This window comes from Streptomyces sp. MBT65 (assembly GCF_016612545.1).
Lineage (GTDB): Bacteria > Actinomycetota > Actinomycetes > Streptomycetales > Streptomycetaceae > Streptomyces.
In genome coordinates, this window is record NZ_JAENRY010000019.1 from 1 (window position 1) to 22,299 (window position 22,299).

General features: G+C 71.5%; 21 protein-coding genes and 3 tRNA genes. 11 read left to right on the forward strand and 13 right to left on the reverse strand.

Annotated features, from left to right (window positions below; translation table 11 throughout):
- The coding region (locus tag JHN63_RS07015; RefSeq protein WP_200677996.1) for a YCF48-related protein at nt 1–762 on the reverse strand (762 nt) is incomplete at its 3' end.
- A gap of 240 nt (nt 763–1,002) precedes the next feature.
- Here JHN63_RS07015 and JHN63_RS07020 point away from each other — a divergent pair.
- A complete protein-coding gene (locus tag JHN63_RS07020; RefSeq protein ID WP_200677999.1) occupies nt 1,003–1,419 on the forward strand; it encodes an SsgA family sporulation/cell division regulator in 417 nt (138 codons plus the stop codon).
- Between the two features lies 1 nt (nt 1,420).
- On the opposite strand, the gene JHN63_RS07025 is transcribed toward JHN63_RS07020, so the two are convergent.
- Nucleotides 1,421–2,254, reverse strand: coding sequence for an isocitrate lyase/phosphoenolpyruvate mutase family protein (locus JHN63_RS07025; RefSeq protein ID WP_200678001.1), 834 nt, complete (start codon nt 2,252–2,254; stop codon nt 1,421–1,423).
- Between the two features lie 337 nt (nt 2,255–2,591).
- Between JHN63_RS07025 and JHN63_RS07030 the strand changes: the two genes are divergently transcribed.
- The 4 genes from JHN63_RS07030 (at nt 2,592) to JHN63_RS07045 (ending at nt 7,260) form a co-directional block, all read left to right on the forward strand.
- Nucleotides 2,592–4,214: an ABC-F family ATP-binding cassette domain-containing protein gene (locus JHN63_RS07030; RefSeq protein ID WP_200678003.1), complete on the forward strand. Its 1,623-nt coding sequence runs from the start codon at nt 2,592–2,594 to the stop codon at nt 4,212–4,214.
- A 157-nt stretch (nt 4,215–4,371) separates the two neighbouring features.
- Nucleotides 4,372–5,148 carry a dimethylargininase gene (gene ddaH, locus JHN63_RS07035; RefSeq protein WP_200678005.1) on the forward strand — a complete coding sequence of 259 codons (777 nt, stop codon included), beginning with the start codon at nt 4,372–4,374 and terminating at the stop codon, nt 5,146–5,148.
- 215 nt (nt 5,149–5,363) lie between these two features.
- Nucleotides 5,364–6,338: an acyl-ACP desaturase gene (locus JHN63_RS07040; RefSeq protein WP_200678007.1), complete on the forward strand. Its 975-nt coding sequence runs from the start codon at nt 5,364–5,366 to the stop codon at nt 6,336–6,338.
- A gap of 73 nt (nt 6,339–6,411) precedes the next feature.
- The gene (locus tag JHN63_RS07045) at nt 6,412–7,260 is read left to right on the forward strand and encodes a hypothetical protein (protein ID WP_200678009.1); all 849 of its coding nucleotides are present in this window, start codon (nt 6,412–6,414) and stop codon (nt 7,258–7,260) included.
- 4 nt (nt 7,261–7,264) lie between these two features.
- On the opposite strand, the gene JHN63_RS07050 is transcribed toward JHN63_RS07045, so the two are convergent.
- Nucleotides 7,265–7,340, reverse strand: a tRNA-Trp gene (locus tag JHN63_RS07050).
- Between the two features lie 91 nt (nt 7,341–7,431).
- On the opposite strand from JHN63_RS07050, the gene JHN63_RS07055 reads away from it, so the two are divergent.
- Nucleotides 7,432–8,835: a hypothetical protein gene (locus tag JHN63_RS07055; RefSeq protein WP_200678011.1), complete on the forward strand. Its 1,404-nt coding sequence runs from the start codon at nt 7,432–7,434 to the stop codon at nt 8,833–8,835.
- Nucleotides 8,836–10,656 (forward strand): AAA family ATPase, encoded by a 1,821-nt coding sequence (locus tag JHN63_RS07060; RefSeq protein WP_200678013.1) that lies wholly within the window; start codon nt 8,836–8,838, stop codon nt 10,654–10,656.
- On the opposite strand, the gene JHN63_RS07065 is transcribed toward JHN63_RS07060, so the two are convergent.
- The 6 genes from JHN63_RS07065 to JHN63_RS07085 form a co-directional block, all read right to left on the reverse strand.
- The gene (locus tag JHN63_RS07065) at nt 10,634–11,602 is read right to left on the reverse strand and encodes a ribonuclease inhibitor (protein ID WP_234476244.1); all 969 of its coding nucleotides are present in this window, start codon (nt 11,600–11,602) and stop codon (nt 10,634–10,636) included. The genes JHN63_RS07060 and JHN63_RS07065 overlap by 23 nt on opposite strands.
- Nucleotides 11,538–11,981: a hypothetical protein gene (locus JHN63_RS52465; protein WP_234476245.1), complete on the reverse strand. Its 444-nt coding sequence runs from the start codon at nt 11,979–11,981 to the stop codon at nt 11,538–11,540. The genes JHN63_RS07065 and JHN63_RS52465 overlap by 65 nt, the downstream gene beginning before the upstream one ends.
- A gap of 56 nt (nt 11,982–12,037) precedes the next feature.
- The gene (locus JHN63_RS07070) at nt 12,038–13,390 is read right to left on the reverse strand and encodes an SDR family NAD(P)-dependent oxidoreductase (protein WP_200678015.1); all 1,353 of its coding nucleotides are present in this window, start codon (nt 13,388–13,390) and stop codon (nt 12,038–12,040) included.
- A 30-nt stretch (nt 13,391–13,420) separates the two neighbouring features.
- A tRNA-Glu gene (locus JHN63_RS07075) sits at nt 13,421–13,492 on the reverse strand.
- Nucleotides 13,493–13,502: 10 nt separating this feature from the next.
- Nucleotides 13,503–13,575 (reverse strand) — tRNA-Val (locus tag JHN63_RS07080).
- Between the two features lie 78 nt (nt 13,576–13,653).
- Complete coding sequence (locus JHN63_RS07085) at nt 13,654–13,899, reverse strand: WhiB family transcriptional regulator (protein ID WP_200678017.1); 246 nt, start codon at nt 13,897–13,899, stop codon at nt 13,654–13,656.
- Nucleotides 13,900–14,170: 271 nt separating this feature from the next.
- Here JHN63_RS07085 and JHN63_RS07090 point away from each other — a divergent pair, with 271 nt between their 5' ends.
- The gene (locus JHN63_RS07090) at nt 14,171–14,962 is read left to right on the forward strand and encodes a VOC family protein (RefSeq protein ID WP_200678019.1); all 792 of its coding nucleotides are present in this window, start codon (nt 14,171–14,173) and stop codon (nt 14,960–14,962) included.
- A gap of 239 nt (nt 14,963–15,201) precedes the next feature.
- Here the strand turns inward: JHN63_RS07090 and JHN63_RS07095 are convergent, their stop codons facing one another.
- The 3 genes from JHN63_RS07095 to ligD form a co-directional block, all read right to left on the reverse strand.
- Nucleotides 15,202–16,248: a LacI family DNA-binding transcriptional regulator gene (locus JHN63_RS07095; RefSeq protein ID WP_200678022.1), complete on the reverse strand. Its 1,047-nt coding sequence runs from the start codon at nt 16,246–16,248 to the stop codon at nt 15,202–15,204.
- A gap of 89 nt (nt 16,249–16,337) precedes the next feature.
- Nucleotides 16,338–17,267: an ornithine cyclodeaminase family protein gene (locus tag JHN63_RS07100; RefSeq protein ID WP_200678024.1), complete on the reverse strand. Its 930-nt coding sequence runs from the start codon at nt 17,265–17,267 to the stop codon at nt 16,338–16,340.
- 4 nt (nt 17,268–17,271) lie between these two features.
- Nucleotides 17,272–18,306, reverse strand: coding sequence for a non-homologous end-joining DNA ligase (gene ligD / locus JHN63_RS07105; protein ID WP_200678026.1), 1,035 nt, complete (start codon nt 18,304–18,306; stop codon nt 17,272–17,274).
- A gap of 75 nt (nt 18,307–18,381) precedes the next feature.
- Between ligD and JHN63_RS07110 the strand changes: the two genes are divergently transcribed.
- From JHN63_RS07110 to JHN63_RS07120, 3 genes are all read left to right on the forward strand, one after another.
- A complete protein-coding gene (locus tag JHN63_RS07110) occupies nt 18,382–19,461 on the forward strand; it encodes an ATP-dependent DNA ligase (protein WP_200678028.1) in 1,080 nt (359 codons plus the stop codon).
- Between the two features lie 149 nt (nt 19,462–19,610).
- Nucleotides 19,611–20,615: a DUF3048 domain-containing protein gene (locus tag JHN63_RS07115; RefSeq protein WP_200678030.1), complete on the forward strand. Its 1,005-nt coding sequence runs from the start codon at nt 19,611–19,613 to the stop codon at nt 20,613–20,615.
- Nucleotides 20,616–20,695: 80 nt separating this feature from the next.
- On the forward strand, nt 20,696–21,544 hold the full coding sequence (locus JHN63_RS07120) for a lipopolysaccharide assembly protein LapB (RefSeq protein WP_200678032.1): 849 nt from the start codon (nt 20,696–20,698) through the stop codon (nt 21,542–21,544).
- A 272-nt stretch (nt 21,545–21,816) separates the two neighbouring features.
- On the opposite strand, the gene JHN63_RS07125 is transcribed toward JHN63_RS07120, so the two are convergent.
- Nucleotides 21,817–22,281: a MarR family winged helix-turn-helix transcriptional regulator gene (locus JHN63_RS07125; protein WP_200678033.1), complete on the reverse strand. Its 465-nt coding sequence runs from the start codon at nt 22,279–22,281 to the stop codon at nt 21,817–21,819.
- Nucleotides 22,282–22,299 lie beyond the last annotated feature (18 nt).

The following is a 22,299-nucleotide window of genomic DNA, read 5'->3' on the forward strand; positions in this document are numbered from 1 at the left end:
CCGGCCGGTGACCCCGCGCGCGGGGTCACCGGCCGGGATCGGCGTGTCGGTCGCCGTCCAGGTGAGGCCCCGGTCCGCGGAGTGCAGGACACGCGCGCGTGCACCCCCGCCGGAGGCCAGCCAGACGTCCCTCGGCCCGGAACTCACCAGGCACTGGCCGCTCGCCGCGAAGCCCGCCTCGCCGTCGAGCGCGGCCGGCATCCCGGTGTTCGGCAGCACCTTCCAGGAGCGGCCGCCGTCGCCGGTCGACAGGATGCGGAACTTCCCGTCCACCGGGTCGCTCATCGCGAGACCGTGCCGGCTGTCGAAGAAGGTCATGCAGTCGTAGAAGGCCTTCGCGTCGGTGTTGCGGAAGGACTCCGTCCAGGTCGCTCCGGCGTCGTCGGTGCGGTAGACGCGGGACGCCTCCCCCTCGCCGATCGCCAGGACCACCGCGCGCCGCGCGTCGAACGCCTCGATGTCCCGGAACTGAAGGTCGGTGGTCCCGGGCGGCGAGACGTTCCGCCAGCTCGCCCCGCCGTCGGTGGTGCGCAGCACCGTGCCCGCCGTCCCGGCCACCCACGCGGTGTTCCGGCTGACGGCCGACAGTCCCCGGAAGCGCACGTCGGCGGCCCCGCTGTCCTTGAGTTCCCAGTGCGGAGCCCGGTGCGCCGTGTCCCGCGCCTGCGCCGGTACGGCGGTGAGCGCGGTCAGCGCCGCGCCGCACACCACCGCCGCCGCCATGCTCCGGTACGTACGTCCCACCCGTCGCGTCTTCCCCATGCGCCTCATGGCGGGCGAAGCTAGCCCACTCCCCGAGGGCCGTCCAGATGCCCGCGCCCGCCTTGGGCGCATATGGGCGGCGGTGACAGAGGTCACTCGAAATTCATGTACACGGAGAGGCCTGTTCCAGCGTCTCTTCCAGTGCGGACCAATCCACTCGGGGGTCCGTTCCGGAATCTTTTCAGGAGTCCCTCCGGTCTTCACCGCAGTAGCACCGCCGTCACTCAAGGGAGCAAGGCCTTGTCCATCGTCATCGAGCAGCCCGTAGAGGCCCGCCTCGTCGCCGCCGCACCGCGGATGCCGAGCATTCCCGCCACCCTGCACTACGACCGGCGGGACCCCTTCGCCGTCCGGATGACCTTCCCGGCACCGGCCACCCTGGAGGGCGTCGAGGTCTGCTGGACCTTCGCCCGTGACCTCCTCGCGGCCGGTCTGCACGGCGCCGAGGGCCATGGCGACGTCCGGGTGCGGCCCTACGGCTTCGACCGCACCGTCCTGGAGTTCCACGCGCCCGAGGGCACCGCCGTCGTGCATGTCCACTCGTCCGAGGTGCGCCGCTTCCTGGCGGCCACCGGCGAGCTGGTGCCCGCCGGTCTCGAACACCTCCAGCTCGACCTGGACCACGACCTCGCCGAGCTGATGCGCGACGCCTACTGACCTAACGCCCCCGCGCCAGCAGTGAGTTGAGCTCGCCGTAGCCGAGCCCTCCCGTCTGCGTGTCGTAGGTGCCCGTGTCCAGCAGCTCCCGCGCGGCACGGCGGACCACGGCGTAGGCGGCCGCCGCGATGCCGGAGCCCGCGCTCAGGCGGGCGACACCCAGCGCGGCCAGTTCGGCGACCGCCGGTGCCCCGGGGCCGACCAGCACATTGAGCGGCGCGTCGATCCCGTCGACGAGTTCCTTGACCGTTCCCGGTTCGACGGCACCGGGGACGAAGATCCCGTCGGCGCCCGCGGCCCGGAACGCGGCGGCCCGCTCCAGCGTCGCGTCCACTCCCCCGGCGCCCCGCAGATACGTGTCGATCCGCGCGTTGACGAACAGCGGCACGCCCTCCGCGTCGGCGGCCTCGCGCGCGGCGGTGATGCGCTCGGCCTGCTCGGCGACCGGACGCAGGACGCCCTCACCCCCGTAGAGCGCGTCCTCGATGTTCACCCCCACCGCACCCGCGGCGAGCACCGCGCGGACCGTGTCCGCGACGCCCTCCGCGTCCGGCGCGAAACCGCTCTCGATGTCGGCACTCACCGGTACGGCGACGGACGCGGTGATCCGCGCGACCACCTCCAGGGCCCGCTCCCGGACCAGCCGGTCGCCGTCCGGGACGCCGAGGGCCCAGGAGAGGCCCGCGCTGGTCGTCGCCACGGCCGCCGCGCCCGCGTCCTCGACGATGCGGGCGCTCGCGGCGTCCCAGGCGTTCGGGAGGACCAGCGGATGCCCCGGCACATGCAGCGCGCGGAAGGCCAGAGCCCGGTCACGGAGGGTGTTCTGGTTCGTCATGCGTCCCACTCAAGCAGGCGCGGGCGCGCCCTGGCTGGCAGGAATCCGACACGGAGGTGAAGGCCGCGGGCCCCCGTTTTAATGCGTTGACAGCCCTGCGGCACCGTTCGTAGCGTTGCCCTCGGTTCTGTTGCCGTCGATAGGAGTAGGACGTTGCTCGTCTGAGGTTCTGAGACACCGCGTACACACCCGTGGGGTGTGTTTCGTCGTGTACGACCTCGGCGTTCGAGCCGTCCTCCGGAACAGGGCCTTCTCCTCTGCCCCGGGACCAGTCTCCCGCCTCGCGGTGTCTCGCTACGCGTCCGCCCTGACCGCGTCAAGCAACCGCGAGGCCCTCATGCATACCTTCGTCACCTGTACGTCCCTCGACTTCGCCTGGCCCGACGGCAGTTCCGTCTTCGAGGAGCTGGACGCCGCCTTCGGACCCGGCAGAACGGGGCTCGTCGGAGTCAACGGCTCAGGAAAATCGACCCTGTTGAAGCTGATCGCCGGGCAACTCGCCCCGGTGGACGGCACCGTGCGGATCGCGGGCGAGGTCGGCTACCTCCCGCAGAACGTCACGCTCGACACCGCCCTGCGCGTCGACGAGACGCTCGGCATCGCCGCTCGACGCGCCGCCCTGCACGCCATCGAGGCCGGTGACGCGGCCGAGGAGCACTTCGAGACACTCGGCGACGACTGGGACGTGGAAGAGCGCGCCCTTGCCACACTCGGCGAACTCGGCCTGGGGCACATCGACTTGGACCGCACGATCGGCGAGGTGTCGGGCGGGGAGTCGGTGCTGCTGCGGCTGGCCGCGCTGCTGCTCGGCCGCCCGGACGTCCTGCTCCTCGACGAACCGACCAACAACCTCGACCTGTACGCACGCAGACGGTTGTACGCGGCCGTCGCCTCCTGGCCCGGGGTGATGATCGTGGTCAGCCACGACCGTGAACTCCTGGACCTCGTCGACCAGATCGCCGATCTGCGCTCCGGCGAGATCACCTGGTACGGCGGCAACTACTCCGCCTACGAGGAGGCCCTGGCCACCGAACAGGACGCCGCGACACGGATGGTGCGCGTCGCCGAGGCGGACTTCCGCAAGCAGAAACGCGAACTGTCCGACGCCCAGGTCAAGTTGGCCCGGCGCAAGAAGTACGGACAGAAGATGTTCGAGCAGAAGCGCGAGCCGAAGATCGTCATGGGCGCGCGCAGGCGCTCAGCGCAGGAGTCCGCGGGCAAGCACCGCATCCTGCACGAGGAGCGGCTGGCCGAGGCGAAGGAACGGCTCGACGAGGCGGTGGAGGCCGTACGGGACGACGACGAGATCCGCGTCGACCTGCCGTACACGGCCGTACCGCCGGGGCGCCAGGTCCTCACCCTCCTCGACCTCCACCTCGCGTACGGCGCGCGGGTGGGTGGCGGGCTCGATCTGCGCGGGCCGGAGCGGATCGCGCTGATCGGCCGCAACGGCGCGGGCAAGACGACCCTGCTGCGCACGATCGCCGGGGAGCTGGCGCCGGTGTCGGGCGAGGCGGTGACCCATGTCCCGCTGCGCTTCCTGCCGCAGCGGCTCGACGTCCTCGACGACGAGCTGACGGTGGCGGAGAACGTGGCCCGGTTCGCGCCGAGCGCCACCAACAACCGGGTCCGGGCCCGGCTGGCCCGCTTCCTGTTCCGTGGTGCCCGCGCCGACCAGCGGGCGGCGACCCTCTCCGGCGGTGAGCGCTTCCGGGCGGCGCTGGCCGCGCTGATGCTGGCGGAGCCCGCGCCGCAGCTGCTGATGCTGGACGAGCCGACGAACAACCTCGACATGGCGAGTGTGCGGCAACTCACCTCGGCGCTGGCGTCGTACGAAGGGGCGTTGATCGTGGCCAGTCACGACCTGCCGTTCCTGGAGTCGATCGGCATCACACGCTGGCTGCTGCTGGACGGGGAGCTGCGGACGATCACGCCGGAGGAGGTGGAACACCCGGCATAGCGCCCGTGCGGCACCCGGCCCGGGCCCTCCGGGCGCGTCTCAGGAGGGCCACAGCCTCACGCGAGGGGTTTTGTCGGCACGGACGGGTGACGCATGATGGCCAACCGGTGCCGCGCCGACGGTGCCGAAACGATCCCGCCGATACGGAGTCCCGCTCGTGCCCAGCAAGAAGGCGCTCGTCCGCCGCCCCAGCCCGCGCCTGGCCGAAGGGCTGGTCACGCACATCGAGCGGGAGAAGGTCGATGTCGAGCAGGCCTTCGAGCAGTGGGAGGCCTACACGCAGACGCTGCGGGTGCACGGCTGGGAGACCATCGAGGTGGACCCGGCCGACGACTGCCCGGACTCCGTGTTCGTCGAGGACGCGGTGGTCATGTACAAGAACGTGGCGCTGATCGCCCGGCCCGGCGCCGAGTCCCGGCGCGAGGAGACCGGCGGGGTCGAGGAGGCGGCGGCCCGGCTCGGCTGCTCGGTGAACTGGGTCTGGGACCCGGGCACCCTGGAGGGCGGTGACGTGCTCAAGGTCGACGACACGATCTACGTCGGCCGGGGCGGCCGGACGAACGCGGCCGGCGTGCAGCAGTTGCGGGCCGTGTTCGAGCCGCTCGGGGCGCGGGTGGTCACCGTGCCGGTGAGCAAGGTGCTGCATCTGAAGTCGGCGGTCACCGCGCTGCCCGACGGGACGGTGCTCGGGCACATCCCGATGGTGGACCGGCCCTCGCTGTTCCCGCGCTTCCTGTCGGTGCCCGAGGAGTCCGGCGCGCATGTGGTGCTGCTCGGCGGCGACAAGCTGCTGATGGCGGCGAGCGCGCCCAAGACGGCCGATCTGCTCGCCGACCTCGGCCACGAGCCGGTCGTGGTGGACATCAGCGAGTTCGAGAAACTCGAAGGATGTGTGACGTGCCTCTCGGTCCGGCTCCGGGATCTGTACGCCTGACCGGGTGACCGAACCGCCCGTTCGGCGCCGGGACCTGCGGTCCTGGGACTTCTGCGGATTCCCCCGCGATACGGCCTGAACAGCGACCTTTACAGCGGCCTTAACCTACGGTCTCGTAACCTACGGTTTCGTAGCCTACGATTCCGTAAGTTGCACAGGCCCCGGCACCGCTCGCCGGTTTGTTCGGTTTTGCACCACGTCCCCCTGGAGTCCCCGTGACGATCACTTCCCCGCACCTCGGCAGCCCCGCAGTCTGGACCGACGCCAAGCTGCTGTACGCGTTGGAAGAAGTCGTCGAGACCGAACTCAACCGGCACCTCAAGGTCACCAAGGACTGGATGCCGCACGAGTACGTCCCGTGGAGCGACGCCCGTAACTTCCCCGGCTTCTTCGAGGACGGCGAGGCCTGGGGCAAGGAGCAGTCCAAGGTCACCGAAATCGGCCGTATCGCCCTGGTCGTGAACCTCCTTACCGAGGACAACCTCCCCAGCTACCACCACGAGATCGCCTCCCTGTTCGGCCGCGACGGCGCCTGGGGCACCTGGGTGCACCGCTGGACGGCGGAGGAGGGGCGGCACGGCATCGTCATGCGGGACTACCTGCTCGCCTCCCGCGCGGTGGACCCGGACAAGCTGGAAGCCTTCCGGATGCAGCACATGAGCGAGGGCTTCGAGTCGGACAACCGGCACTCGATGCTGCACTCCGTGGCGTACGTCGCCTTCCAGGAGCTGGCCACGCGCGTCTCGCACCGCAACACGGGCCACCAGTCGGGCGACCCGGTCTGCGACCGCATGCTGGCCCGCATCGCGACCGACGAGAACCTCCACATGGTCTTCTATCGCAACCTCCTGAAGGCCGCGTTCGAGCTCGCCCCCGACCTCACCATGCAGGCCGTGCGCGACGTCCTGGTCAACTTCCGGATGCCCGGTCACGGCATGCCCGGCTTCGAGCGCTTCGCCGCCCAGATGGCCATCGGCGAGGTCTACAACCTGCGCATCCACCACGACGACGTCATCCAGCCCGTGCTGCGCTTCCTGAAGGTCATGGACATCGACGGTCTCGGCCCCGAGGGCCAGCAGGCCCAGGAGGAGATCGGCCTCTACATGGGCGGCCTGGACTCCGAGGCCTCCAAGTTCGACGAGAAGCTGGCGATCCGCAAGGCCCGCATGGCGGCCCGCGCGAGCGCCTGACCCACCCCGGCCCTCCGCACCGGCGACCGAATCGCCGGTGCGGAAGGCGGCCGGCCTGCGGCATCATGCCGCCATGCATGACAACAGCACGTCGGGGGCGGCGGTCGGCTTTCTGCTCGGCCTGATCGACAGCGGGGACGCCGCGCGGATACGGCGGCGGATCGGCCTCCCGGAGCCGGATCCCGAGCGGACTCCCGAGGCCCGGCGCAACGTCGAGATGTGGTCCTGGACGAGGGTCCCGGTGCCGGCCTCCGTGCTGCTGTGGGTTCTGGAGGAGGACGATCCGGAGCTGAACCTCAGCGTCTGGCGGCACATGTCGGCGGACAACGCGATGCGGCGGGCCATCGTGCGAGGTGTGCCGTTCGGTCCCGGCCGCGAAGGGCCGTTGACCGTGATCAACGGCCTGGGCATGGAACTGGAGCCGCCGGTTCCCGAGAACTACACCCGTTTCGGCCTGGTCGGCGCCCTGCGCGAGGGCACCTCCATGCAGTCCGCGCGGACGGCCGCGTCGATGGTCCTGGAGCGCTCCGACTGGCAGGCGGTCACGGAGGCGGACCAGGACCGTCCGTTGCCCGGTTACGCACGCTGGGCGCTGTCCGTACGCCCGGACTGCCCACCCGCACTGCGCGCGCGGTTCGGCACACACCGCAAGTTCACCCACCGGGTGAAGGAGGCCGGTGTGCTGGACAGCCCCGCCGACTACGCGACCGCCTGGGGCCCCGCGTCACACGTACTGAAGGTGCTGTCCACCGGTCAACTGCTGTTCCCAGCGCGCGTGTCCGAGGCCGAGGACGCCCTGCGACCCCTCGTGCGCGAGCACCTGTCCGACCACGAGGACGCCTGGTCGGTGCTGGCGCAGCTGATCGACACGTTCCACGGGAACACGGTGGAACTGGTGCTGACGGCGGGCGCTGTCGCCTGAGGGGGGCGGGGCGGCTGGATTCGAACCAGCGTGTCCCAGTTCTGGAGACCGGTGCGCCTGCCTCTGCGCTACGACCCCGCCCTTGGGGCCAGAGCGTAATGCCTTGGCCCGTTGTCAGTGCGGCCTGGTACCAATGAGCCATCGGGGGAACTGCGGCGCGGGGGACGTGAGATGGCGTACGGGGAGCGGGGTCGGCGTACCCCTGTGGTCGATCTGGCCGACCGCAGGGCACTGGAGCGGTACCGGCCGGCGGACCCGGCGACGGTCGCGGAGGCGCGGCGGCTGAAGGAGGCCGCGCTGCTGGACTTCGGGCTGACCGAGTCGGCGGTGGCGTCCTGGCTGTACGCGAAGTGCCATCACCAGATCCCGACCACGGCGGTGGACACGGCGGCCGTGGTCGCCTCGGGCGACGGCTCCTGCCTGCTGCTGTTCAACCCGGACTTCTTCGTCGGACTCGGCCTGGACGGCGTGAAGTTCGTGCTCTTCCACGAGGCCCGGCACCTGGTGCAGCGCCATCTGTTCGCCGACCTGGAACTGCGCGACGACCCGGTCTTCGAGCTGGCCGCCGAGGTCTCCATCAACCATGTCGCCCTGGTCCGCCTCGCCCGCCCCGAGCTGCCGCTGCTGAACGGCCGGCCGACGGGCATCGACCCCCGGAAGATCCACGCCCTGTACCGCGAGGACCTCACCGCGCACGGCCTGGAGCCCGTCCCGTACGACGAGTTCGTCGCGACCGACCTGAAGGTCTACGGCGAGCTGAAGCGGATGCGGCACCCTCCGGTCCCGGAGCGGCACCTGTGCGTGCACCTGCTGGACGGGTGGGTACCGGCCGACCAGGAGACGGTGGACGCGGTGACGTCGTCCGCGCTGTTGAACTCCCTGCTGGCGGCCCGGCGCGGACACGCGGGCGCGGAGCGGGAGTTGCTCGACCTGATGGGCCGCACGGAGGACGGTCCCGCGCGGGCCGGCCGGATCTGGGGGAGCCTCGGCGCGGGCGTCCTGCGCGGCGAGACGGCACGCACGCGTACGGTCCACTGGTGGCAGCGCTGGCTGGTCGACGTCCTCGGCTCGAAGCTGCGCGACGGCGAGCGGCTGGTGTACCCGAAGAAGCGCGGCGCACTGCTCGCGGCCCTCGGCCAGGACCCGATGCTCGCGCGTCGCGGCCCGGTCCGGGACAAGGTCCTGGTCATCGCCTACGACACCTCGGGCTCGATGCCGCACCAGGTGATCACCTGGCTCACCGAACTCGTCGGCCGCATCGACGGGGTCGAGGCGCACTGGCTGTCCTTCGACGCCGTGGTCATGCCGTTCAGGCCGGGCGAGCGGGTCTACGGCGGTGGCGGCACGAGTTTCCAGGTGGTCGCGGACTACGTGGAGGGACGTACGGAGGTGAAGGGCCGGCGGTTCGACGTCACCCCGGACGCGGTCGTGATGCTCACCGACGGGTACGCGCCGCCGATCACGCCCGCCGAGCCGGACAGGTGGATCTGGCTGATCACCGAGGGCGGCAGCGAGTGGCCCGAGACGCACACCCCGGCGATGGACTGCCATCGCGTCACGACAGGATCGCGGTAGATGAGCACGGGAACAGAGCAGTCGACGGGTGCCCAGCGCGACGGGCGTGAGGTGTCGCGCCTGGAGTCCTTCATCGACGCGATGATCGACATCGGGCAGACCGGGCAGATCTTCGGCGAGCACGGCATCGGCAAGACGGCGACGTTCTTCACCCACATCGGCCGCGCCCACCCGGGCACCGCGCTGGTGTACGTCCCGGCGGCGAATCTGACACCGGACGACCTGCTGGTCAACGCGCCGGTGCGGGACCCGCACTCCGGTGAACTGGTGCTGCGGCAGCTGGTGATGAGCCAGTTGAAGCCGGGCACGCCGTTCGTGCTGCTCATCGACGACTCGCTCCAGGCGGGCGACACGATCCAGTCGCAGCTGATGCAGATCGCCTGCAACTGGACGCTCGGCGAGCACGATCTGCGCGCGCTCGGCTGCGTCGGGGTCTTCCTCACGGACAACGAGTCGCTGTCCGAGACCTCGGCCCGGCGCGGCGACCTCGCGCTGCTCGACCGCATGGTCACGATGCGGATCACGGCGAACGACACGTCCTGGCGCCGGCATCTCGCCGTCAAGTACCGCCCCTGGGACCTGAATCCGGTGTTCGCCGTGTGGGCGTCGCTCTCCCCCGCGCTGCGCGAGCTGCTGTCCCCGCGCACGCTGGACCATCTCCTGGCCAACGCGAAGGAGGGCTTCCCGCTCAGCTGGGGCCTGCCCCTGATCGACGGTGAGCGGCTGCGGCTGGCCGAGCCGGGCCCCGACGGCAGGCCCGGGCAGAACCGCACCGCGGAGATCCTGGACCGCGTCGCCGAGGCCCTCGGCGTGCCCAACCCGACGACGATCCCCGACCCGGTACGGCAGGTGGTGCGGGCCGCGCTGCGCAACCGCTGGACAGTGCTGCTCCAAGGGCCGCCCGGCTGCGGCAAGACGGAGCTGGTCCGGGAGACGGTCCGCGCGGGCCTGGGCCGGGAGCCGCTGTACTTCTCGCTGCCGGTGACGAACGTCGAGGACCTGTGCGCCCCGATCCCGTCGCCGGACGGCACCCTGGACAACCTGCTCGCGGCGAACTTCACCGGGCCCGGGCCCAAGGCGATCGTGTGGGACGAGTACAACCGCCCCAAGGACAGGGCCGCGTTCGCCAAGCTCATGGAGATCACCCAGGAGTGGTCGCTGGCCGGCCGCCGCATCGAGAACCTGAAGGCGCAGATCGCCGTCCAGAACCCGCCGTACCATCTGGGCCGCAAGCTGCTGGTCTCGCGGAACAACATCGCCCAGGCGACGCGGTTCACGGCCTCGCTGACGGTGGAGCCGGAGGACATCCCGGCCAACGAGTGGCTGCTCGCGCGGTACGGCGCGGACGCCGAGACGGTGCTGGAGTGGTGGAAGCACGACATCGACGACGACGGCCGCGCCTGGATCACCAAGCGCACCCTGGAGCGGCTCGTCAAGCTGCACCGCAAGGGGCTGCCGCTGGAGATGGCGACGGTCTACCTCGGCGACGGCGAGTACGCGCCCGTGCCGCTCACCGCCCTGATCGACCGCTTCAAGGGCCGCCCGGTCACCGGCCTGCGGGAACTGGCCCGTGACGCGGACCTCTGGGCGGCCCGGCTGCGGCGCGCCGCCGAGCACACCGACGAGGGCGGCGACGACAGCGACGTGGTCCACCAGATCCTCGCCAACGCGGAGTTGTCCCAGCTGAAGAAGCACCGCGCGGTGGTGGCCCGCATGGTGGCGCTGCTGCCGGCCAAGCTGCGGGCGACGTATCTGGTGGGGGCGTCGGCACAGCAACAGCGGTTCTGGACCGACATCTTCACCGGGATGGCGCGTCGCTGACCCCGTGGTCGCCCTCCCCCGGCCGCGCCGTGCGGTGCACGCTGCGTACGGCGGCCACGTCGGGGGCGAGCGCGGGTGCGGGGAGGTGGGCGGTGAGGGACCCCAGGCGGCGTTTGATGCTGGCGGCGATGCCCTGCCCGAGGACGAAGCGGGTGGGGGTGATCGCGCGGGGTGCGGTGTCGAGGAGGCGGTGGGCCTCGCGGCTGCGCATCCCGGTGTGGGACAGGACGAGATGGGTGAGGCGGTGCTCGGCCGCCACGAGGGCTCCGGCGATGGTCTCGGCGGCGCGCAGATCGACGTGGTTGTCGGCTGCGCCGAGCACGGCCGCCGCCCGGACCCGGCCGAGGTCCAGCAGCCCGACCCCGGCCGCGGTGGCCGCCGTCACCAGTCGTGCCGCGGCCTGTGGACCGATGCCGTTGCTGGCGACGGACAACCGCGTGAGCCGTCCGTACGGCGCGCGCTCCAGGGCGTCGGCCAGGAGGAGGGCGCCCGGGTCTCCCAACCGGGCGGCGGAGACATAGAGTTCGTCGATCGCGCCCGCCCCGACGACGGCGGCGAGGGGCACGGTGCCGTCCGCGCCGAGCGGATTGCCGCCGACGAAGAGGCGCTCGATACGGCGCCCGTTGCCGGCGGCGGCGAGCAGCGCGTCGGCGAGGACGGTCGCGCCCGCCGGGTCGAGCCCGGTCTGCACGAGGTCGAGTGTGCGCAACGACCGTGCGGACTCGATGAGTTCGGCCGCCGCCCGCCCTCCGCCGCTGCCCAGCGGGTTGCGCTTGAGCCACACCCCGGTGACGACCTGCGGCGAGGCGCGCAACTGGTCGGCGATCCGGCAGGCACCGCCGGCCGTGATCCCGTTGCACCCGAGATAGAGCGTCTCGACATCACCGCTCCCCCCGGCGACGACCTCGGCCCCCTCGTCCCCGAGCCCGTCGGTGCCGAGCAGCAAGTGCCGTACAGGGGACGGGCCCTTGGCCCAGGGCCTCGGCGACCAGCGCGGCGCCCTCCGCCCCCAACTCCTGCTTGCACAGGTCGAGTCGACCGTCGGGCAAGGCCGTCCCGACGGCGAAGTCCAGCCGCTCCCCGGCCGGTCGCCCCGCCCTCAACCAGTCGAGCAGCGGGCCGAGTTCGGTGACCGGTCGCGGCACGACGCTCGGCACACCGGCGAAGGTGACGGGCAGGGAGTCCGGGTGCTCCGAGTCCGGAGCGGGCGGCGCGGGCACCGGGGGCGGCTCGACCGGCGCGGTCGCCGACGGCATCGCCGCCTCCGGGCCGACCGGCGCAGCCGTCGGACGCGGCTCGCCCGACCCCGTCACCGGAGATTTCACGGCCCCGTCCCCCGAACCCGGCGCGGCGGAACCTCCCGTGTTCCTCGCGTCCCCGCTCACCACGCCGCCTCTCGATAGTCCTTGAGGAACACACCGGACACCGGGTCCCCGGACTCGCCGCGCACGATCGGGTCGTAGACGCGGGCCGCGCCGTCCACGATGTCGAGCGGTGTGCGGAAGCCCGCCCCGGCCATGCGGCCCTTCTTGGGAGCGGGGTTCTCGTCCGTGATCCAGCCGGTGTCGACGGCGCACATGTGGACGCCCTGGTCGGCGAGTTCGGCGGCACTGGTGCGGGTGAGCATGTTGAGCGCGGCCTTGGCCATGTTGGTGTGGGGGTGGCCGGCCGTCTTGTTGCGGACGGCGAACCGGCCTTCCACGGCGGTGACGTTGACGACGTATCTGCGGGGGTGCGGCGAGGCGAGCAGCAGGGGCAGCAGTCGGTCGCAGAGGAGGGCGGGGGCGAGGGCGTTGACGAGTTGGGTCTCCAGGACCTCGGCCGGGTCGAGGGCGCCGAGCCGTGCCGACCAGGAGTTCTCCGGGGACGGGTCGGGCAGCAGTCCGGCCTCGTCGGCCTCGCGCAGGACGACCGGCAGGGCCGAGGCCCCGCCCGCGAGCATCCGCATCGGTGTGAAGCCCGGTGCCTGCCGGGCCCCCTCGGGCAGCGCGTCGCGCTCGCCCGCGGCCAGCAGCGCGTACGACTGCGGAGGGCGTCGTACGGTCTGCGCGGCGTTGTTGACGAGGATGTCCAGAGGCTCGCCCGCCTGCCGCAATTCCTCGCAGAGGCCCAGCACTTGACGGGGATCACGCAGGTCCACGGCGAGCACGGTCAGCCGGTCCAGCCATTTCCCGCTGCCGGGCTCGGCGCGGAACCGGCGCACGGTGTCGTGCGGGAACCGCGAGGTGACCAGCAGCTCCGCACCGTCCCGCAGCATCATCAGCGCCAGCTGGAAACCGATCTTCACCCGCCCGCCGGTGAGCAGCGCCCGGCGCCCGCTCAGATCCGTACGCAGCGCCCGGCGCGCGGAGTTGTCGGCGGCGCAGTCGGGGCACAGCCGGTGGTAGAAGGAATCCACCTGTCGATAGGGCGACTTGCAGACATAGCAACCACGCGGCTTGCGGTACACACCCCCGGTGTCCACCTCGGCGAGCCCGTCCGGAAGACCCAGCGGAGCGTCCTCGCGTCGGTCCACCGCCCCCGTCGCCGTCGCCGCCATCGCCGCCGCGTCGGCCGCGGTCACATCGGCGCCGCGGGCCTTGCGGCGGCGCAGCCGGCCGTCCCGCGCGAAGGACGCGGCGACCTGTTCCGCGCGCAGGCGCACCGGATCGTCGACGGGCAACTCCCGCAGCCTGCCCACCACTTGGTGGAAGGCCGCCAGTTCCGCCTCGGTGATCCCGCCCTCGTCCGTCATCGATTCCCGCCCCGGCCGTACCGTGAAGTGGGGCCCCGGCCGGATTCGAACCGGCGTATCCGCCCTGAGAAGGCGGCGAGTCTGCCTCTGCTCTACAGGGCCCCCGAACGCAGCCCGGGGATCGGATTCGAACCGATGTGCTTCGTCAGAGCACGACGTGCGCCTGCCTCTGCGCTACGCCCGGGTGCGCCCCCGGATCCTAGCCGCACTCCCCCGCGCGACCCGCACCGATAAACGCACCCGTTCGACTCAACGCGTCCCGTTCAACGCGAGCCACGTCGGATCTCCAGGCGCTCCTTCTCCGACAGTCCGCCCCAGACACCGAAGCGTTCGTCGTTGTCGAGGGCGTACTCCAGACAGGCGGAGCGGATCGGGCACATGCCGCAGATCCGCTTGGCCTCCCTGACGGAGCTGCCCGGCTCGGGGAAGAAGAAGTCCGCCCCGGTCTGCGCGCACAACGCCTCCTGCTGCCAGGCCAGGTCGGGCGTGGTGATCGTGTCGATGTGCATGGCCACATCGTGCCGTCCGGCGAAAAACGTTCGATCAACGCGGGATCAACGCCGCGCTCCGAGGCCTCCGGCCGCCCCGATGATGGCCCCGCGACCACACCGGCGCACGGCGGCGCGCGGAACCATATGAAAACACGGAGAACTTCAATGGTCACCGAGGGTAATCATGGCCGTGTCCCCGAACCGCTGCCGCACTCCGGCAGCGATTGTCAGTGGGCGGTGCAAGACTCGGCAGTGCAGAGAACGGGACCCTTCAATGAGGAGGGCAACAATGCTCACCACCCGTTTCGTCAACGGCGCTCCCAACTGGTTGGACGTCGGCTCGCCCGACATCGACAGCGCCATCTCCTTCTACGGCGGTCTCTTCGGCTGGGAGTTCCAGTCGGCGGGGCCCGAGGCCGGCGGGTACGGCTTCTTCCAACTGGACGGAAAGACCGTCGCGGGCGGCATGCCCCTGCCCGCGGAGCATGAGGCGTCGGCCTGGACGGTGTACTTCCAGAGCCCGGACGCGGAGGCCACGGCCAAGGCGGTGGAACAGGCGCACGGCGCGGTCCTGTTCCAGCCGATGGACGTGATGGGCGAGGGCCACATGGCGATCCTCCGGGACCCGGCGGGCGCGGCGTTCGGCATCTGGCAGCCGGGGCGGACCAAGGGGGTCGACGTGGCGGGCGACCCCGGTTCGCTGACCTGGGTCGAGTTGTACACGCCGGACATCGCCGCGGCGGCGGCGTTCTACTACGCCTCATTCGGTCTGGAGACCTCGGCCGCGCCCATGGCGGGCGTCGACTACACCTGCGTCAACCCGGCCGGCCTCGGCGAGGACGCGATGTTCGGCGGCATCGTCCCCCTCGACGTCGACCCGACCGGCGCGGCCTCGGGGGCGTACTGGCTGGCGTACTTCGAGGTCGACGACGTCGACGCCACGGTGGCCAAGGCCCTGGAGTCCGGCGGCAAGGTCGCCGTCCCGGCCACCACCATGGAGGGCGTCGGCCGCATGGCCCAACTCACCGACCCCCACGGCGCGCGCTTCGCCATCATCAAGAGCGAGCCGCCCCAGGGCTGACGACGCCGGGCCCGCGCGGGGCCACGATCCGCGACCCGCGCGGGGTGCCGGTCTCATGGGGACGTCGGTTGCACAGCGGCGCGACCCGGGCGCAGAAATGCCTCACGCGGAGGCGCGGCCCGCCCCGGGGTGAGCCCACCCCAGGTGCGACTCACGCAGGTTGCAGGGGTGCGCCTTGCCCGGGGGCAGCACCCGGGCCCCCGGCAGCTCAGAACCCCGCAGCACCGCGAGGTCGTCGCTCACGCGGAAGCCCGGTGGACCAGGGTCGTCGGCAGGATGACGCTGGACGGTGCGCCTCCGATGCCGTCGCGGGCACCCCGGCGGTCGAGTCCGCGCAGCAGCAGGCGGGCCATCAAGCGGCCCATCTCCTCTATGTCCTGACGGACCGTCGTGAGCGGTGGTTCGGTCTGTTCGGCGACCGGGAGCATGTCGTCGAAGCCGATCACCGCCACGTCCTCGGGCACCCGCAGCCCCTCCTCCCGCAGCACCTTCAGCGCGCCGTACGCGGTGAGGTCGTTCGCGGCGAACACCGCGTCCACGTCCGGGCACCGGTCGAGGAGTTCCCGCATCGCGCGCTCGCCACCGCCCGGCGTGAAGTCGCTCTCGACGATCAGCCGCGGATCGACGTCGACCATGACGTCCCGGAACCCGTCGAGCCGGTCGACCGCGGACGTCTGGTCGAGCGCGCCGGTGATGTGCGCGATCCGGGTGCGGCCGAGCCCGACGAGATGCCGTACGGCCTCGCGGGCGCCGCCCCGGTTGTCGCAGTCGACGTACACCGTGGGGCCGAAGGCGCGTGCCCCCTCGCTCCAGGAGGGCCGGCCGCCGAACACCGTGGGGACACCGGCCCGTTGGATCAGGCCGGGCAGCGGGTCGTCGAGGTGCAGGGAGAAGACGAGCGCGCCGTCCACATGGCCGCCGGCGAGATAGCGGCCGACGCGGGCGTGGTCGGCGCGGCCTTCGGTGAGGAGCAGCACGAGTTGGGAGTCGTGGGCGGTCAACTCCTTGCTGATGCCGCGGAGTTGCATGGCGAAGAAGGGGTCGGCGAAGACGCGGGTCTCCGGTTCGGCGATCACCACGGCGATGGCGTCGTGTCGCTTGGTGACCAGGCTCCGGGCGGCCTGGTTGGGCACGTACCCGAGCTCGTCCACGGCCTGCCTGACCCGTTCGACGAGTGATTCCCGCACCCCGTCCCCGCCGTTGACCACCCGGGACACGGTGGCCCGCGACACCCCCGCCCGCGCGGCCACGGCCTCCAGCGTGGGACGCGGTGCTGTCTCGGTCACGTGTGGACCCCTCCTCGATGATGCGGATCAGGATAGCCGCGGGCGAGGCAGACGGTGAGAGCGCTCCCAACCCGACGGGAACCCCTTGCTCATCCCAGCAGATTCACCCGCCGCCCGACCCCGTCCTCCTCCGCACGCCGGTACGCCAGCCAGGCGAGCGCCAGGTCCTGCCAGGGAAGGCCGACGGGGGCGTACACGGAACGGGTGGCGGCATCGGTGCGGCCCGGGTGGTCGCCGCGCAGTACGTCGCCGAGTGTCGTGTCGATGTCGTCCGGCGCCAACGCGCCCACGGAAGCGACCAGTTGACGGTCGTCGACGACGACGAGCGCCGCGTCGAGCAGATCCGCGGCGAGTTCCCGCTTGCCCGGTTCGTCGGCGCCGAGACTGGTGAGGTGCTGGCCCGCACGGGTGTCCGCGAGGGACAGCAGCGGGGTGCGGGACCAGGTCGCGAGGAGCACGATGTCGGCGGCCGAGGCGATCTCCGTCGCCGAGCCCAGCACCCGGCCGCCGTGCCGTACGGCGAAGTCGGTCGCCCGGTCGAAGTCCGTGTCGTGGACGAGGAGTTGACCGTACGGCCGCAGGACACCCAGCCCCCGCACCATCAACTCGGCCTGCGCGCCCGCACCGATCACGCCCACCACCGCGTCCTCGGCGGGCCCCGCGAGCACATGGGTGCCCAGCGCCGCCGCCAGTCCCGTACGCCAGGCGGTGATCGTCGCCGAGTCCAGCAGGGCGAGCAACTCGCCGTCCACACCGCTGTACAGGCAGATGACACCCCGCAACGCGGGCCGCGCACCGGGGAACTTGGCGTTGACCTTCGCGGTGTAGGCCTCGATGCCGGGCAGCAGTCCGGGGATCAGGGCGGTGGCCGTACCGGGGAACGGCAGGTCGGTGCGCACCCGTTGGCCGGGGATCGCCGCCTCGGCTCCCACGGCGCGGAAGCCGTCGCGCAGCGCCGCGAGACAGGCCGAGGGTTCCAGGAGGTCACCGAGGTCGCTCCGGGTCAGGAGGCGCGTCATCCGTTCATGATCCGTCAGGGGCGGCGTCGGGGTCCTTCTTCGCGCGGCTCGGCTGCACCCTCTTCGGCTCCCCCGGCATCTTCGGGTACTCCGGCGGATACGGCAGATCGCCCAGCCCGTGGTCGTGTTCGTCGCGGCGGGCGAGTTCGAGCAGGGCCTCCAGGGAGAAGCGGTGGTCGTCCATGTCGGCGTGCACGTCGCCGAGTTCGGCGAACCGCGCCGGCATCGTCGCGAGGTCGAAGTCCCGGGGGTGCGCGACGGGGACCTCGTCCCAGCGCAGGGGCGCCGAGACGGGGGCGTGCGGGCGGGGCCGTACGGAATAGGCGGAGGCGATGGTGCGGTCGCGGGCGGTCTGGTTGTAGTCGACGAAGATGCGCTCGCCGCGCTCCTCCTTCCACCAGTTGATCGTCACCTGGTCGGGCATCCGGCGCGCCAGTTCACGGCCTACCGCGATGGCCGCACGGCGGACCTGGGTGAAGGTCCAGTTGGGTTCGATCGGCACGAAGACGTGCAGGCCGCGGCCGCCGGAGGTCTTGGGGAAGCCCTTCAGACCGCCGAACTCGTCGAGTACGGACCGGAGTTCATGGGCGGCGCGGACCGCGTCGTCGTAGTCGGTGCCGGGCTGCGGGTCGAGGTCGATGCGGAGTTCGTCGGGGCTGTCGACGTCGTCACGCCGTACCGGCCAGGGGTGGAAGGTGAGCGTGCCGTACTGGGCGGCCCACAGGACGGCGGCCTCCTCGGTGGGGCACATCTCGTCGGCGCTGCGTCCGCTGGGGAAGGTGATGTGGGCGGTCGGGATCCAGTCGGGCATGTTCTTCGGCGCCCGCTTCTGGAAGAAGTTCTCGCCCTCGACCCCGTCCGGATAGCGCTCCAGGGTGGTGGGGCGGTTCCGCAGGGCGCGCAGGATCCCGGGGCCGACCGCGATGTAGTACCGGGCGAGGTCCAGCTTGGTGAAGCCGCGCTCCGGGAAGAAGATCTTGCCGGGACTGGACAGCCGTACGGTCCGGCCGCCCGCCTCCAGTTCCACCGCTTCGCCCATGCGAGCCACCGTAGGCCTCCCGCGCACAGCTCGCACACCGGGCGGCGAGCGACGTACGGGCGCAGAATCGGAACCATGGATCTGCCGGTGATGCCGCCCGTGAAGCCCATGCTCGCCAAGTCGGTGGCGCGCATTCCGCCGGGCCTGCACTACGAGGCGAAGTGGGACGGCTTCCGGGCGATCGTGTTCCGTGACGGCGATGAGGTCGAGCTGGGCAGTCGTACCGGAAAGCCGCTGACCAGGTATTTTCCCGAACTGGTCGAGGCGCTGAAGGAGCGGGTGCCGCAGCGGTGCGTGCTGGACGGGGAGATCGTGATCGCCCGGGAGGGACGGCTCGACTTCGACGCGCTGACCGAGCGCATCCACCCGGCCGACTCACGGGTGCGGACGCTGGCCGAGCGGACGCCGGCCTCCTTCGTCGCCTTCGACCTGCTGGCGCTGGCCGACGAGTCGCTGCTGGACGTACCGCTCGGCGACCGGCGGGCGCTGCTCGCCCGGGCGCTGTCGGGTGCGACCGCGCCCGTGCATCTGGCGCCCGCGACCACCGACATCGAGGTCGCGCGGCGGTGGTTCGAGCAGTACGAGGGCGCCGGGCTCGACGGTGTCGTGGCGAAGCCGCTCGACCTGGGCTATCGCCAGGACGAGCGCGCCATGTTCAAGATCAAGCACGAGCGGACGGCGGATGTGGTCGTCGCCGGGTACCGGCTGCACAAGAGCGGGCCCGTCGTGGGGTCCCTCCTGCTCGGCCTGAACGACGATCACGGCACCCTCCAGCATGTGGGCGTGTCCGCCGCCTTCACCATGAAGCGGCGCGCCGAGCTGATCGAGGAACTGGCGCCGCTGCGCATGGACGACCCGACGGGGCATCCGTGGGCGGCCTGGGCGGAGGAGGCCGCGCAAGAGTCGGCCCGGCTGCCGGGCGCGCCGAGCCGCTGGTCGGGCAAGAAGGACCTGTCGTGGGTGCCGCTCAGACCGGAGCGGGTGGCCGAGGTGGCGTACGACCACATGGAGAACGGCGCGCGCTTCCGGCACACGGCGCGCTTCCGCCGCTGGCGCCCGGACCGCACGCCCGAGAGCTGCACCTACGCACAACTGGAGGAACCTGTCCGCTACGACCTCGCGGAGATTCTGGGCCCGCGGAACGCTGCGGACTGACCCTTCCGCAGGTCAGGGACCGAGCCCTTCCACATTTCCCCTGGTCCGATCGGCGCAATCAGCGCGCACAAACACAACCGAGCGGGTATGGCCATCAATGAACTTATAAGCGCACAATCGAAAATACAGACTTGGTGGCAACGGTGGGCATGGGACAGAGAACGCCTCGGCGGCGCGGTGCGAGAAGAGCGGCGCTGCTGGCCGCCACGATGACGGCCTCCCTGGCGGTGGGCTGCTCGGCCCATCACGGCCGGTCCGTCGACGACGGGCGCGGAAAGGTCCAGACCCCCACGCAGAGCCCGGCCCAGAGCCCGAGCGCCGACGGCACGGTCGCCCCCGCCGCCGGTCCGGTGCTCGCGGTGAAGATCGACAACGTCCCCGCGGCCCGCCCGCAGACGGGTCTGGACTCGGCGGACATCGTCTACGCCGAGCAGGTCGAGGGCGGGCTGAGCCGGCTGATGGCGGTCTTCGCCACCAAGCTCCCCCGGTCCGTCGGACCGGTGCGCAGCGCCCGCGTGTCCGACCTGGAACTGCTGCGCCAGTTCCACGAACCGACGCTCGCCTTCTCCGGGGCGCAGCACAAACTGCTGCCGCTGATCGCCAAGGCGCCCCTTCGTTCCGCGTCGCCGGACGAGGTGGCGAGCGCCTACTACCGGGGCGTCACCAAGTCCGCCCCGCACAACCTCTATCTGCACCCGGGCAAGCTGCTCTCCTCGGCGCCGGGCGCGGCGGCCCTGACGACCGGTTTCCGCTACGGCGCGGCCCCCGCGGGCGGCAAGCCCACCGCTTCCCGCACCGTGCGCTATCCGGCGGCCCGCTTCACCTTCACCTGGTCCGGGAGCAAGCACCGCTGGCTGGTCACCGAGGACGGCACGCCCACCGTGACGACCGACGGCAAGCGGGTGGCTCCGGCGACCGTCGTCGTGCAGTACGTGAAGATCCGCAGGTCCGTCTATCACGACGTCCTCGGCAACAACACGCCGTACACCGAGTCGGTCGGCTCCGGGAAGGCGGACGTCCTGCGGGACGGCCGTACCTTCAGCGTCGACTGGAAGCGGCAGAAGGCCACGGACGGAACGGAGTTCACCACCCCGGACGGTACGCCGGTGAACTTCGCGAAGGGCCAGGTCTGGGTGGTGTTCGCGAAGGCCTGACCGTCTGGTGCCCTTTCGCGGTTTCGCACGCTTGTGCCACTCTGTCGTCCTTGATCGGTGCGGCCGGGGCGGGGGAAGTCGTGGGCGGACGTGGGTGGTTCAGCGGCCGGAAGTGGTTCAAGCGGGGGGTCACTCACGCCGAGCAGGGACGGCTGACGGAGGCACGCGACGCGTACCTCCGCTCGGCCGAGTCGGGCAGCGTGAACGCCCAGTACAACCTCGCGCTCGTCTACGTCGATCTCGGCGACCGCGCCAACGCGATCCGGTGGTTCCGCCGGGCCGCCGCCGCGGGAGACGCCGGCGCCATGCACAGTCTCGCGCTCCAACTCGCCGACGGGGACCGGAAGGAGGCCGCCGAGGCGCTGCGCTGGTACGCCGAGGCGTCCTCGCGCGGCCACGCGCCGTCGCAGTTCAACCTGGGTCTCCACCACCGGGTTACGGGTGAACTCGCCCTCGCCGAGCGCTACTTCGAACAGGCCGCGCAGCACGGAGACGTCGACGCGGAGGTGTCCCTGGCCGGTCTGTGGCTCGGCCGGGGCCGTCGGCGGGAGGCCGAGGAACTGCTGCGCCGGGCAGCGGACAAGGACCATCCCGGGGCACTCGACTTCCTGGGCAAACTGGCCGCGGAGCAAGGTGACACCGAGCAGGCCGCCGGATTCTACGCCCGAGCCCACGCGGCGGGGTTCAGCGGTGCGGCGGTGAATCTGGCGCTCCTGCACAAGAAGCAGGAGCGCACGGCAGAGGCCGAGGAGTGGTTCCGCACAGCGGCCGACGCCGGGAACGCCGGCGGCATGTACGGCTTGGGTCAACTCCTTGACGGGCAGGACCGGACGGACGAGGCCCTCGTCTGGTTCCACAGGGCGGCCGACCTGGGGGACGCGCAGGCGCAGCACGCACTGCGGGTCATCGCCGCGCGCGAAGGGAAGTAGCTCCGGCTTCGCCCACCGCCTGGCCGAGGTGCGGACGGCCGAACGCCGTTTGGTGCGCGGCGACTTGGCGACGGCGCTGCAACTCGGCGCACGGGAGCCTCAGCCGCGCAGAGCGACGACTCTCGACGTGTGCGCGGGTCCCCTCCCTGCCGGGCCGGGACATGTCCACCGACCGCCGACCGGCGACACGCACCAGGCACACGCGCGCATCTCCGCGAGCCGACAGCACCGCACCGAGTACCTGCTGACCGAGGCGCGCCCTCCGACCCCGGCTACCGCTGGGCGGCGAGCGGCTCCCCGGGATTGCGGAGCCCCTCCGCCGCATCCGCGACCCGTCGGATGAGGTCGAAGAAGACGGTCTGTTCCTCGGAGGAGAGCGGGGCGAGGAAGAGCTGGTTCATCCGGGCCGTGCGCACGATCAGCTTGCGGTGGACGCGCATGCCGTCGTCGGTGAGGCGCAGCAGGAAACGACGGCCGTCCTGCGGATCGCGCACCTTGTCGAGCAGTCCGCGCCGGATCAGCCGGCTGATCACCTCGGCGATGGTCGACCGGTCCAGGCCCACCCGCTCCCCCGCCGTGCGCTGGTCGAGCCCGGGCTCGTCGACGAGCGCGTTGAGCACCGCGAACTGCGGCGAGGTGATCTCCTCGGAGACCATCGTGTTCCACAGCAGATAGTGCGCCTGCTGCAGTCGCCGGGCGAGGTGCCCGGGGTGGGTGGTGAGGTCCACCGCGGCCATGTGCCCTCCCGAAGTCAT

Coding starts and splice junctions, on each gene's coding strand:
- JHN63_RS07025 (WP_200678001.1), bottom strand. CDS start 2,254: ATGACGAACCAGAACACCCTCCGTGACCGGGCTCTGGCCTTCCGCGCG.
- JHN63_RS07030 (WP_200678003.1), top strand. CDS start 2,592: ATGCATACCTTCGTCACCTGTACGTCCCTCGACTTCGCCTGGCCCGAC.
- JHN63_RS07045 (WP_200678009.1), top strand. CDS start 6,412: ATGCATGACAACAGCACGTCGGGGGCGGCGGTCGGCTTTCTGCTCGGC.
- JHN63_RS07055 (WP_200678011.1), top strand. CDS start 7,432: ATGGCGTACGGGGAGCGGGGTCGGCGTACCCCTGTGGTCGATCTGGCC.
- JHN63_RS07060 (WP_200678013.1), top strand. CDS start 8,836: ATGAGCACGGGAACAGAGCAGTCGACGGGTGCCCAGCGCGACGGGCGT.
- JHN63_RS07070 (WP_200678015.1), bottom strand. CDS start 13,390: ATGACGGACGAGGGCGGGATCACCGAGGCGGAACTGGCGGCCTTCCAC.
- JHN63_RS07085 (WP_200678017.1), bottom strand. CDS start 13,899: ATGCACATCGACACGATCACCACGCCCGACCTGGCCTGGCAGCAGGAG.
- JHN63_RS07090 (WP_200678019.1), top strand. CDS start 14,171: ATGCTCACCACCCGTTTCGTCAACGGCGCTCCCAACTGGTTGGACGTC.
- JHN63_RS07100 (WP_200678024.1), bottom strand. CDS start 17,267: ATGACGCGCCTCCTGACCCGGAGCGACCTCGGTGACCTCCTGGAACCC.
- ligD (WP_200678026.1), bottom strand. CDS start 18,306: ATGGGCGAAGCGGTGGAACTGGAGGCGGGCGGCCGGACCGTACGGCTG.
- JHN63_RS07110 (WP_200678028.1), top strand. CDS start 18,382: ATGGATCTGCCGGTGATGCCGCCCGTGAAGCCCATGCTCGCCAAGTCG.
- JHN63_RS07115 (WP_200678030.1), top strand. CDS start 19,611: ATGGGACAGAGAACGCCTCGGCGGCGCGGTGCGAGAAGAGCGGCGCTG.
- JHN63_RS07125 (WP_200678033.1), bottom strand. CDS start 22,281: ATGGCCGCGGTGGACCTCACCACCCACCCCGGGCACCTCGCCCGGCGA.